10 protein-coding genes and 1 tRNA gene are annotated in these 12,903 nt (G+C 44.8%); all 11 read right to left on the reverse strand.

What is annotated here, in order from left to right:
- Positions 1 to 64 precede the first annotated feature (64 nt).
- Positions 65 to 1,138: a hypothetical protein gene (locus NUW02_03390; protein ID MCR4275055.1), complete on the reverse strand. Its 1,074-nt coding sequence runs from the start codon at positions 1,136 to 1,138 to the stop codon at positions 65 to 67.
- 892 nt (positions 1,139 to 2,030) lie between these two features.
- On the reverse strand, positions 2,031 to 3,125 hold the full coding sequence (locus NUW02_03395) for a hypothetical protein (protein ID MCR4275056.1): 1,095 nt from the start codon (positions 3,123 to 3,125) through the stop codon (positions 2,031 to 2,033).
- Between the two features lie 582 nt (positions 3,126 to 3,707).
- Positions 3,708 to 5,816 (reverse strand): type IIA DNA topoisomerase subunit B, encoded by a 2,109-nt coding sequence (locus NUW02_03400; GenBank protein ID MCR4275057.1) that lies wholly within the window; start codon positions 5,814 to 5,816, stop codon positions 3,708 to 3,710.
- A gap of 95 nt (positions 5,817 to 5,911) precedes the next feature.
- Complete coding sequence (locus NUW02_03405; protein MCR4275058.1) at positions 5,912 to 8,323, reverse strand: phenylalanine--tRNA ligase beta subunit-related protein; 2,412 nt, start codon at positions 8,321 to 8,323, stop codon at positions 5,912 to 5,914.
- Between the two features lie 6 nt (positions 8,324 to 8,329).
- Positions 8,330 to 9,049 carry a phenylalanine--tRNA ligase subunit alpha gene (gene pheS, locus NUW02_03410; GenBank protein ID MCR4275059.1) on the reverse strand — a complete coding sequence of 240 codons (720 nt, stop codon included), beginning with the start codon at positions 9,047 to 9,049 and terminating at the stop codon, positions 8,330 to 8,332.
- A gap of 60 nt (positions 9,050 to 9,109) precedes the next feature.
- Positions 9,110 to 9,859 (reverse strand): class I SAM-dependent methyltransferase, encoded by a 750-nt coding sequence (locus NUW02_03415; protein ID MCR4275060.1) that lies wholly within the window; start codon positions 9,857 to 9,859, stop codon positions 9,110 to 9,112.
- A 22-nt stretch (positions 9,860 to 9,881) separates the two neighbouring features.
- Positions 9,882 to 9,957 (reverse strand) — tRNA-Thr (locus NUW02_03420).
- A gap of 148 nt (positions 9,958 to 10,105) precedes the next feature.
- Positions 10,106 to 10,510 (reverse strand): hypothetical protein, encoded by a 405-nt coding sequence (locus tag NUW02_03425; GenBank protein MCR4275061.1) that lies wholly within the window; start codon positions 10,508 to 10,510, stop codon positions 10,106 to 10,108.
- Between the two features lie 26 nt (positions 10,511 to 10,536).
- Positions 10,537 to 11,001, reverse strand: coding sequence for an elongation factor Ts (locus NUW02_03430; protein MCR4275062.1), 465 nt, complete (start codon positions 10,999 to 11,001; stop codon positions 10,537 to 10,539).
- A 24-nt stretch (positions 11,002 to 11,025) separates the two neighbouring features.
- Entirely contained in the window at positions 11,026 to 11,829 is an 804-nt protein-coding gene (rpsB, locus tag NUW02_03435; GenBank protein ID MCR4275063.1) for a 30S ribosomal protein S2, read from the reverse strand.
- Positions 11,830 to 11,892: 63 nt separating this feature from the next.
- Complete coding sequence (locus tag NUW02_03440; protein MCR4275064.1) at positions 11,893 to 12,858, reverse strand: PCRF domain-containing protein; 966 nt, start codon at positions 12,856 to 12,858, stop codon at positions 11,893 to 11,895.
- Positions 12,859 to 12,903 lie beyond the last annotated feature (45 nt).

Here is a 12,903-nt window from a genome sequence, read left to right on the forward strand (position 1 = left end):
TCAATACCGTTCCCCAGACATCCTGAAGAACGGCACTAACTCTTACAACCTTTGTAGGAGCTCCTTATCTGTCAATTTCAACAACCCCTGTCTTAACGTTATTTTTCTCGTTTGACTCAGTAACTGAATCGGTGGGGTCAACTTCTATGCGGTAATCGTCTTCATCCGCATTTTTTATACGATCAAACCCAATAACATATTCAATACGATCTCCAGGAAAAAGTGATTGCTGGCTTGTTGATGTATATGTGTATGAGGGAGATGTAGGAAGTGCTATTTCAAATTTCCACTTGCCTGACTCCTTTGTTCCATCATTGCGAATTTCAAATTTAATCGCTCCTCGTTTCCCTGATGGAAGTTTGTAGGGAATATCATTTGTTTCTGTAAACGATCCTGTTTTTGTATCTACAAGACCAAGCGCAATAACGCGAGGAGCAAGATCTGGTTTTCCGTTCGGGTCAGAAAATGGAGGCACAATGACGGGAACGGTGATTGTCTGCCCAACTGAACCTGTCACGACCCCTGTTGCTGTCGGAGTTGGTTGCGTTGATGTACTTGTTGTTGTCGTAGTAGTTGTGGTTGTTGTAGTACTTGTTGCCGTATCAAGATACGCATCTTGTACAAGAAGTGAAAGAGTTCCTTCTTGAGAAACGAAGGGGCTGTCATTTTCAGTAAAACGAATTGAAACTGAAACTGTGGCAATCCCGTCCACTGTACCAACTGGCACAAGTGTTATCTCATTCCTACCATCAGTAAGTGGTGTTGGTGTATTACAAAAGAGCGTTGTGTCTGTACTAGCAACACGGCGTACAAGATGTACACCATCAGTACATTCATAGACAAAGGTGTATGAACCTTCCGTGTCCTTACCGCGGTGTTCCCATGTGAGTGTAAATGGCTTGTTCACGACAATCTGACTATCAACCGTGGACACAATAATGCGCTCCGCTGGAATAAAAAGTGATTGTACACTGGCAACCGCAGTTGCGAGTGCGCTTCCAACGCTTGGAAACAGCACGAGCCCACGCGCACCAACCCACACAACGCCCGCGATAATCGCAATACCGCCGACAACACTCAATACTTTAATAGTGAGATCTTTATATTTAGATGCTTTTTGTATAATAGGGAGGTCCATATAGAGTTGAAGTTAGAGGTTAGAAGTTTGAGGTTAGTAATTAGTTTTGGTTTAAATACTTTTTTGGATTTCGAACTTTGTGCTTTGAGCTTTCCTATTAGTGGCTTTGTTAAGCCGTTTTTTAATGTTCAATAATTGTAAGTCGTATTATATAGCAATCATTTACGAATGTCAAGCCCACGCATTATTTCCTTTTTGACACGACACGTAGCAGAAGCCCCCGACCAGTCTGTCTGGTCGAGGGCAAAATGGGGACACATGACTGTCCGTCTTCAAAACAGGACCAAGCTCGTCCCCAAAAGAACAGCGGCGGGAGAAAGACAAATAGGAGTCCGTTTTTGTAAGCTTACACCTTTAATAACGTCTTCTCCCATCACAAGATTCTATTTCAAATAAAATCCTCTGATGAGAGGGCGACCGAAGTCGCCCTTGGGGACATATACCCTTTCGTTCAAGTAAGAACAAGCATCGGGGCGTCCCCAAAAGAACTGCGGTGAAAGACAGCACTACTTTCGTCTTCGAGTGAAGACTTAGGGAATAACGTCTTTCACCTTTTTCAAATTGCGAGGGTGGCGAAACAATTACCAGTCATCCCGTCAAGGAAACCAGTCCATTCGTTTCGCCAAGGCAGACAAAGGTGGCAGCTTTCAGTTTGAAAACACCAGGAGTCGTCTACCATCCCTCCTTACAAAACCCTTCAAAAAAGATTCTGTAAGGAAGGGTGCATCTCTGGCGCGCATGCGCGCCAGAGATGCACCCTGTGCGGACAGAGGATCTCTCGTCTTTTAAAAGAAACCGCAAACTTCGTCCGCACTAAAATCTAATCGTATGGAGACATGTTCACTTACGTCTCTAAGACATCATGGATAACGTCTCCACACGAACATCAACACTAGGCTACTTTCTTCTGCCGTTCCACCTCGCGCTCGAGGTCCCACCACGTCATGTAGACGTACTCGGCGAACTTCGTCACCGTGCGCCAGATCGCCATCTTGTGGATGTGCCCGTCGGTGTAGCGCTTCTTGCCCTCCACCACGACAACGTCGGGGTGTGCGACACGGAGCTTCGCCTTGTACTCGCGGAGCTTCTTGCCCCAGACCGAATCCGGCCTGCGGTTGAACTGCTCACCGAGAAGGTAGAGTGCCTGACGACAGTCGGGCTGCCAGTTGGCAACTTCACCAGAACGGCGACGTGCAAAACGGCCGTCCGAAAGGACGTGTACGCCACAGAACTTCTTGAAGCCGGGCTCCGTCGCAAAACGGCGGATGTCGATGATCGCGGCAATCATACGTGCCGCAATCTTGACCCCGCATCCTTCGACCGGAGAGAAGACTCGCTCGAACACGTCGAGACTCTCGACGGCCGAAGCGAGCTCCCTCTCGCGCGCCTTCTCTTCCGAGAGAAGGGCTTGGAGGATCGCGTCGTTGGCTTTCTTGGCCTCGAACGCTTTCTCCACGCCGCCTTCGGGCACGAGACCGTCGGGCGAGCAGAAGATGCTGCCGATGGTTCGCTGACGAAGGCGCTGTTCGCATGCGATGCGCGCTTTCATTGCGTCGATGCGGGCACTGTACGCCACGCGCACCTTGACCAGCGAGAGGTCGCGGACCGTCACGGGGTAAAACAAGTTCGGCGACGTCTCCGCGAGACGAACAAGCTCGGACGAGTCGTCGTCCTTGCTGTCCGTCGTGCGGTTGTTCTTGAGGACAAAGCTCGGCACGCGCATGATGCTTGCGCCGATCTCACCCGCGCGACGAGACAGAGCGAATGCGAGGTAGTCCCCGCTTCCGCCCAAAACCATCGCGAGGTTGTCGCCTTCGCGAACACCCTCACCTTTGTAGTCGCCGAGCACGAACTGAAGCTCAGCATCCTCGTCGGGGAGATCCAGAAGGCGAACCTTCTTCCCCTCCTTGATAGCAACCTGCGTCGGATGCGATTCACCTTCCGCCGTCTTCTTCACTCGATGCCTGATTCCGATTGTTCGTCCCATTGTGAGACACTCCTCTCCGCTAGCGCGGGTTCGGCCCTGTTTGATTATCTTGGGGCCATTGTTGATGTATACGACAAAGAACAACAGTGAGAGGTACAACTCATGCCTCGTCCGTTAAGGACAACTCTCGAATCGTACCTCTCACAAATCTAATTTGAGGGAGAAAGAACACAATTCCATACGTTTTTAAAACAATCGCCTTTTCGTTCTCTCTCCCATCACAAGATTCTATTTCAAATAAAATCCTCTGATGAGAGGGCGACCAAAGTCGCCCTTGGGAACATGAGCATTGTCGTCCAAACGAACACCTCGACTTTCGTTCCCAAAAAGAGCAGTGGACAAATCAATTTTCGTCATAGACGCTTGATCATCCGTCCGCGCTGAAAGACTAGCACAGAATAGAATGTGTGTCAAATAGTGCGATATATCGCACTAAACAAAAAGCACTCGTTATCTCGAATGCTTTTTGTTTTCACTTCTACTTACTGCTCACTACTTTTCCCGACGTTTCAGTCGGGACCCCGACCATAGCGTCGGGGCTACTTACTATAAGCTACACGCTACATGTTCTGTGATACATATTTAGATATCAATCTTCGCGAGTTTTGCATTACTCTGAATAAATGTCTTGCGGGAAGGAACATCTGTTCCCATGAGGATATCAAAAATACGGTCAGCTTCTTGTGCATCTTCAATCGTCACCTGTTTTAGAATTCGTCGTGTTGGATCCATTGTTGTTTCCCACAACTCATCCGCATTCATTTCTCCAAGACCTTTGTAGCGTTGAATAGAGAGCTTGGGTAGCTTTGTTAGCTTTGTTAGCTTTTTAGCTTCGTTAGCTTCGTTAGCTTCGTTAGCTTCGTTAGCTTCAAAAACCCCAGTGGATTCTTCTTCGACCAACTCTTCACCTTCCTCTTCTACATCGTTCGCATCAACACCTTCTTTTTTAAGAAATGTATTTTTTTCTTCCTCTGTATAAAAATAGTGAATCTCTTTTGCTTTCTTCACCTTATACAGTGGTGGTTGCGCAATGTAAATAAATCCGCCTTCAATGAGCGGTTTGAAATATCGATAAAACAACGTAAGGAGCAATGTTCGAATATGCGCACCATCCACGTCGGCATCAGTTGCAATCACCACTTTGTGGTAGCGAAGTTTTGAAATATCGAAGGTGTCCGAGATGGCCGTCCCGAGTGCAATGACAAGATTTTTAATTTGTTCAGAACCAAGCATACGGTCAAGTCGCGCACGTTCCACATTCAAAATTTTTCCACGTAGTGGCAAAATTGCCTGAGTACGACGATCGCGTCCTGTTTTTGCAGTACCTCCGGCTGATTCACCTTCCACAATAAAGAGTTCTGATTCACTTGCATCTTTTGTTTGGCAGTCGGCCAACTTTCCCGGAAGCGTCATTCCCTCAAGCGCACCCTTTCGCAAAATACTGTCCTTTGCCGCTTTTGCTGCTTTGCGAGCGCGCAACGCGAGCACCACCTTGCCCATAACCGCCCTCGCCTCTTCTGGACGCTCCTCAAGAAACATAGTAAACGCCTCTCCAAATACCGTTTCAACGGCGCCACGGGCCTCAACACTACCAAGTTTGGCCTTTGTTTGTCCTTCAAATTGAATCTCACGAAGCTTGACCGATACGACGGCAGAAAGGCCTTCAAGTACGTCATCCCCAGAAAAAGGACCGTCTGCCTCCTTAAGTATGTTTGTTTTTTTCGCGTAGGTATTAAGCGTTCTGGTCAGTGCGGTTTTAAATCCGGTGATGTGCGTTCCACCCTCACCGTTGTACGTGTTGTTTGCGAATGCATAGATGTGGTCTGTCACATCGTCAACATACTGCAGTGCAACTTCTACATCAACGGTATCTTGTTCTTTTTCGATATAAAAAATTGTTTTGTGGAGTGATTTTTGAAATTCGTTTTGGTGACGAATAAATGACACAAGTCCGCCTTCAAAATAAAATGTCATTGATGGCGTTTCCAAACCAAGCTCACGCACGTACATTGTGCTATTGAAATCAATTTTTTCATCAATCTCTCGCGCGTCAATAACCGCAATACGAAGTCCACGCACCAAGTACGCTTGTTGTCGCATGTGATTTACAATCTTGTCCCAGTTGTAGATAATTTCTGGAAAAATTTCTGGGTCTGCCTCAAAGGTAGTTGTTGTCCCACGCAAATCAGAATTCTCCAATTTTTTGACACTACTCTTTGGTTTACCTCGCACATATTCCTGCATGTAGTGTCCCCCATCGCGGTACACATCAGCACGCACATATGATGAAAGTGCGTTCACTACAGATACACCGACTCCGTGAAGTCCTCCTGATACTTTGTATCCTTCTCCACCAAATTTTCCTCCTGCATGGAGAGTCGTCATGATGGTCTCAAGAGCCGACACGCCTGTTTGTTTGTGTTTATCAACCGGAACACCACGACCGTTGTCTGTTACACGAACGCGTTTTTCTGGAAGCAATACAACCTCAATATCATTTGCAAAACCACCCATCGCTTCATCGCGTGAGTTATCAAACACTTCCGTAATGAGGTGGTGTAATCCATCAGGACCAGTCGTACCAATGTACATACCTGGACGTTTTCGCACAGGATCAAGCCCTTCCAGAACGGTGATATCTGAGGCTGTATATGAGGACTCCTTTGTTTTTGGTTCTGGCTTTTTGGGCATGAAAAATGATGACTTTGACCTGTTCAGTATAGCAAAAAACACCTCAAAAATAAAGGGTTTTGATGTGTTTTGGTGGGTATAAAAATGGCTTAAAACTAGCGTACTTTCCACCCATCACGACCGTTTAATTCATCCGTAACCGCTTGCATAATAACGTTCACCTCATCGTCTGAAAGTGTTTTTTCATGGGATTGGAATACAAGGTGGTATGCGTATGATGTACGTCCGTCTTTTTTGTACGAGTCGTCAAACAGGTCTAGCCGTACCAGATACTCTCCGGCATTTTCTCTAATTATCTTTTCAACATCCGAACCCGTAAACTCATCCGGCACCCATACTGCAATATCACGCAACACAAATGGATATATTGACGAAGCGACATACTGCATAGAAGGTATGACCATTTCTGCTAAATTATACTCTGTCGGTTCAGAAAGATTTTCAACATACTCTGTAAGATTCATCAACCCACCATCCTCTCCCGTCACAAAAGTAAAATTGGCTGGTTTACCAAAGACATCTCCAATGTGTTTAAATGTATCAGCAATATTTCCTTTTGCACCAGACATAATTTCAAGCTCAATATGTTCACCATCTTTTGTAAAAACTGTTCCGATTTCGAAAAATTTTAATTTTGAAAAGTCGTAAATACCTAATAGCGAGAGCATGTTACTGTTATATGCGAAGGCATCTCCAAGTCCTGTTTCTAAACTATTCCTCAAAAATCCCTTATCTCCTGCAAGTGAATTTGCAAGTTTAACTTCCCCCTTCTCTTGGAACGTGTACGTCATCACTTCTGAGAATCCGACACTAACAAGAATATCGCGTACTTTGTTTGTGTAATAAAACACCTTGTCCGTTTTCGATACTGATGCTAAAGGAAGTTGCTGTGCCGGAATGTGCTCATATCCGTACACACGTCCAACTTCTTCAAAAAGATCAGACGGCAAACGTATATCTACACGCTCAAAAGGAATTGTGACTGAAAAACGTGGAGATGTATCAGTAACAACACGTTTATACCACTTTTCTTTTGCAAATGTTTTACTCTCAGAAAGTTTCTCTCGTACCACACCACCAACCGCAGAACCCGCATGAATAACCTCACCATTGCCTGCGTAGATGCCAACATGGTCAACACCGTGCCCAACTTCTGTTCCAGGGAGATACTCCAGCGTCTTCGTACGAATTGCTTCATCTTTGACCATAACGCCGAGTATTGAAGAATAATTTTCACCATCAATTGTACGTACTTCCTCTGTATTCGTGAATATAAAATCGCCGGGCAGTAGGTCTTTTTCGTCAATTGAATCCAGATAGACAAATTGGTCAATGGTAATTCGAGGTATACCAAATGTATACCCAGCCTCAATCGCACACCACGCGGTGAGAGTTGCACAATTGAACGCCTCGGGTGTGTCAAAACGAATGCGCGCCATGCGCTTATATGGGGCGCCGGTAACACCTTGAGCTTTTTGTACAATAACATCTCGAGGGTTTTCTATTTTTGTGTATGTAAATCCGAAACGGTCAAGAATTTTTACAAGCTCATTATCTGAAAGTGTTGTCCCAAGAAGTTTGTTCACTTCGTCTGATGAAACACCAATTTTATATGGGAGCGTTGCTCGAACCCTTTCAAAACCATCATACTCAATCACATCACCTCCTGCAATATCTTTGATGAGCGTGACAAGTGCCTGAAGTGCATACAGCGGTAGCTCATCAGGAATTTCATTTTCAAAACGGTATGATGCATCAGTACGCAACTTTAATTTCTGAGATGCTTTTCGTGTAAGTGTGGGATGAAACTTTGCAGATTCCAAAATAATATCTTTTGTTGCAGTATCAACTTCTGCTTGGCTACCACCTTTAATGCCAGCAATTGCGATTGGTGTATCTCCTGAAGCATCAGTAATGAGTTGGATTGTTTCATCAAGTTCGTACCGCGTGCCACCAAGAACCTCAATACTTTCGCCAGCGCGTGCCATACGCACATGAATTGCTTTGCTACCCTCCACATCTCCCAGTTTTTGTGCGTCAAATGAATGAAGTGGCTGACCTAACTCCAACATGACGAAGTTTGTAGCATCAACAACATTATTGATTGAACGCTGGCCGAGTGTTTCAAGTCGTTCCGTGAGCCATTTTGGCGATGGACCAACGGTAATGCCTTTTACATATGCCGCCTGATACACAGGACATGCGTTTTCTTTTTCAACTGTAACAGTTAGTGCATTACTTTTTTCAAATGACGGAACACTACCCGAAAGTGGGTCATGCGACAATGGAATGTTACATAAGACGGAAAATTCTTTTGCGATGCCTCGGTGACACAAACAATCATGTGCACGATTAGGCAACACTTTTACATCAAAAACCGTGTCTTCTCCAACAGCTTCTATTCCCTCAATTTCAAATGCACCAAAGGTGAGTATACATTCAAGTTCGCTCACTTTAGGAAGTGGGGAGTCAAAAAATGTTTGGAGCCATGCACGAGATACTTTCATATATAGTTATTTGGTTGGAAATTGCATGGTTAGACGTAAATCACCTGTGTGGAATAATCGCACGTCATCAATTCCCCACTTGAGCATACAGAGTCGCTCAACACCGCCACCAAAAGCAAATCCTTGGTAGCGTTTTGGATCAATACCTGCATTGTTGAGCACATTTGGATGCACCATACCTGCCCCCATCACCTCAATCCAACGATCGCGAAGTTTTGGAGTTACATGCTCGCCAGTCAAGCGCATATCAACTTCAACTGACGGTTCGGTAAATCCAAAAAAGCTGGGGCGCAGTCGCACTTCAACCGTACCTCCAAAAAACTCCCTGAAAAATGTTTCAAGTACGCCTTTGAGGTGTGCCAGTGTTGTATCTTCTGAAACAACCAATCCCTCAAGTTGGTAGAACTGTGCCTCATGTGTCATGTCAGTTGCTTCGTTTCTGTACACCTTTCCTGGCACAATAATGCGAATTGGTGGCTCGTGTGTTTCCATGTAGCGAATCTGTACCGGCGACGTGTGGGTACGCAGTACGCGACCATCAGGGAGCCAGAAGGTGTCCTGCATGTCACGTGCAGGGTGATCTTTGGGAACATTGAGCGCGGTGAAGTTATGCCACTCATCTTCAATTTCTGGTCCTGTTGCAACCGAAAAACCCATACTACGGAAAATACGTTCAAAATCACGAATGGCGACAGTGAGTGGGTGGTAAAATCCTTTTTGTTCCATGATGTACCGATTATACCTTTGATTCGACCTAAAATAAAACAGTCGCTTGAGGCGACTGTTTTATTTTGTACCAACAACTACTCGCACCGCTAGCTTTCTTTCAATTTCACCCTTTTCACTCTTCATCTTCTTAAAATATTTTTTGAGTCCATCTAATGCTTTTGATTTGAGTAGTGCGGGAACTGAATTCCAGATTGATACCGACTGAACATACTCCAGTGCGTTCGGAATAGAGAATAGTTCACTTTTTCTCCAGGCTCTTATTTTTATCTTTTTAAATCTGTTCTGGAGTAGACTAGTTTGTGGTTTATATAAGATATTCTTCCGAAAGTGGGCAACCTCTCGATGTATTGTTCTTATAATCATTCTCCTGTAACCCTCTCCCCAACTTTTCAGACCCATCTTGTTTACGATAAAAATAATCCCACCAGGCCTTAGAACTCGGCGAATTTCACTAATACTTTTCCTATCATTAAACCAATGGAACGCACCAAACGCAGTGACGACATCAAAGGTTCTGTCTTTAAACGGCAGGTTATTGGCATAACCAGTGACATATTTTTCATTGTTGATTTTTGGATATTTTTTTGCCGCTCGGAGCATGACTACATCGGGGTCACACCCTATAACATGTCCATACTTAGTAAGTTGTCTTGTAGAAATCCCTGTACCACATCCCAAATCTAGAATCAAAGAATCTTTGGTTGTTAGATTTTTTTTCAGAAAATTAAAAACCTCGGCTGGATATGGGCGCCGAGCTTTTTTATATTCTTTTACCAGTGCGCCGAACTTTCCAAGTTTACTTCTCATAGGACAAGTGTTCTCTTTGTTTTGGAGCCGCCTCCCAGATTCGAACTGGGGACCTACGCATTACAAGTGCGTTGCTCTACCAACTGAGCTAAGGCGGCGTGACTATATTCTACCTACTTATCATTACGTGCCAAACTAAAAGTGTTGCTCTCCCACCTCCCTTCGGTCGGATTCAAAACAAAGCAGTTTGTTTTTTATCCAACTGAGCTAAGGCGGCGTGGCTATATTTTACCTCGTCACAAACCACTACTCTACAGGGTTTTCCTGAGAAATTCCACCCTGTATCTTTTTCTTGTGATCATAGAGATGTTTAAAATACTCTGATGAAACCTTTCCTTGCGCAACAAGCTTCTCTCCTCGTGCAGCTCGAATCATGTGTGCCGCAACAAGAACAACAATGGTACGGCCCCATGTTAGGAGTGTGTGAAAAACATATAACACAATGTCTCGTACCGCCTGAACAACGAGCACAACAAAATGTACGACACGACCTCGAATATGGAGAAAATGGTCTCGTACGACAGGAGAATGTCTCTGTAAAAAGAGTGTGAGTGTTGTTGTTGAACTCCGTTTTATTTCCCACTCTTTAAATGCAAAGAAAAGTGAGAGAAGAAAGAGCGATCCACCAAATGTACTAATGAGTGCTGTCATAATGAGGATTTTCTCAACACCAGACGCTATACAGAAAACTTACAGAAACGTCCGAGTTGTGTTCGTTCGCCAAATTTTTGCACCGCGCCATCAATAAGTCCCCCAAGCGTTATGTCAGGATTCTTAAAAAATGGTTGTTTCAAAATCTCTTCCACACCTGCTTCTAGTATAGCATCGTCCGTTGCGGCAATTTGCATAGCAAAATCTTTCGCAAGTTCTTGAAATTCGGGATTTCGAGCAACAAAATCTGTTTCACACTGCAATTCCGCAAGCGCACCGATAGCTCCGTGGTTGTGAATGTATGCTTGAACAGAACCAGAACCAAGTGCCCGGTCTGATTTTTTGGAAGCAATCGTTGCTCCTTTTTCACGCAAAATATCCAGCGCCTTCTCAATATCACCCCCCGAACTTTCAAGGGCATCTTTACACTGGTTGAGCGGTAGACCTGTTCGGTCACGCAACTGCTTCACATCGAGAGCGGTAACAGCCATATGTTTTAAAAAATTAATGAACAATTATTTCTTTGCGACGTGTGTGGGTGCTACGCGAGCGCCCCGTCGAGCAGGTCGTTCGTCTGGAGCAACGGGCTTTCGTTCGGGCATCGCCGCTTTTGCTGGCACACGTTTGGAACCCGTGCTGTATGCTTTTGCAATTCGGTCAATAACGTACGTAATAGTTCCAATACTTGCATCGTTACACGGAACAACATATGTAATGTCTCGCACGTCACAGTCAGAATTTGAAAGTGCAATAATTGGAATCTTGAGCATGAGTGCTTCTGCTCGAGCAATCTTCTCAAATTGAGGGTCAACAATCACCATAGCTCCCGGAAGGTGTGAGAGTGTTCGGATACCACCAAACATCTCATCCAGACGCTTTATCTGTCGGTCAATCATCAATCGTTCTTTCTTTGTATACTTCGTAAGTGTCCCTTTTTCTCGCTCATCAGAAAGTGTTAAAAGCTTTTCAACCCGTTTGTGAATGATATCAAAATTAGAAAGTGTTCCTCCAACCCATCGTCCTGCTACAAACGGAGCGCCTGCAAGGATGGCTGCTGAAGAAATAGCTGTTTGTGCTTCTCGCTTACCTCCCACAAAGAGAACTTTCTTTCCTGTTGCTGCTAGATTTTCAACAAATGCACATGCCTCATTGAGGGCCTCTGCTGTCTTTTCCAAGTCAAAAATCTCAACATTGTTTTTTACGCCAAAAATGTACTTCTTTGTTGTTGGATGTCGGCGTGCCTTTGGGTACCCATAATGAGCCCCTACTGTAAAGAGTTCTCCGACGGCTACTTTTATATCAGTTTCTGTAGTGGTCATAGTGTTTGATGAAAAGAGCCCCGTAGGGCAACGTGTCAAAGATACCAGAGACAGACGCGAGAATCAAGCCTCTTTTTGAGGAGTATCCGAAGCCACCGCCAACGCTTTAATAATACGAGAAATGTCACCTCCGAGGATTCCGGGGATATTTGACCAACTTTCCTTGATGCGGTGGTCAGTCACACGGTCTTGGGGAAAGTTGTATGTACGAATTTTCTCAGAACGATCGCCTGTTCCAATCTGCGCCTTTGTTTCTGTAGACAAATCCTTCATTGCTTTATCCGATTCAAGTACTTCAAGTTTTGCCAAAAGCATTTCCATTGCCTTGTCACGGTTTCTTTGCTGGCTTCGCTCTGCCTGCGAACGAACCGCAAGGCCCGTTGGTTTGTGCACAATACGAACCGCCGTTTCAACCTTGTTCACGTTTTGTCCTCCCGCACCTCCCGCACGTGAAAATTCCATTTCAATATCTGCAGGATTTATTTCAAGTGTATGTTTTTTTCGGAGAGGAAGAATGGCGACTGATGCGGTTGATGTATGAATGCGCCCCGATTTTTCGGTTGCAGGAATACGTTGAATGCGGTGCACACCCGTTTCAAAACGGAGTTCTTTAAACACGCCCTTTCCAGAAATCTCAAATGATGCATCTTTATACCCGCCCATCGTTGCACGTGATTCATCCAACGTGGTAACTTGCCAACCCTTTATTTCAGCATAGTGTTGATACATCAACGCCAAAAGCTCGGCAAATAACGCCGCTTCTTCCCCACCTGCTCCAGCACGCACTTCCAAAATAATGTCATTGGGAGATTCTTCAACACCTTTTTCCTCTTTTTCCATTCCTTCAATCTGCTCAATAATACCTTTCTCTGATGCATCAATTTGCGTCAAATCATCCTTTGCTAAATCCGCCAAGGATGGGTCTGCTTCAATGGTCATGAGCACATCTTTTCGTTCTTTCGCAAGACGTTCAAGCTCGTGTGCCAAAAAAGCAGTTTTATGATTTTGTTTTAGTTTTTCGAGATCCATACGTATAACCAAATTCAAAGTTCAAATATCAAAGTTCAAAAAATT

The organism is Candidatus Campbellbacteria bacterium (genome assembly GCA_024653945.1).
In the GTDB taxonomy this organism is placed as follows: domain Bacteria; phylum Patescibacteriota; class Minisyncoccia; order Phycocordibacterales; family EsbW-18; genus EsbW-18.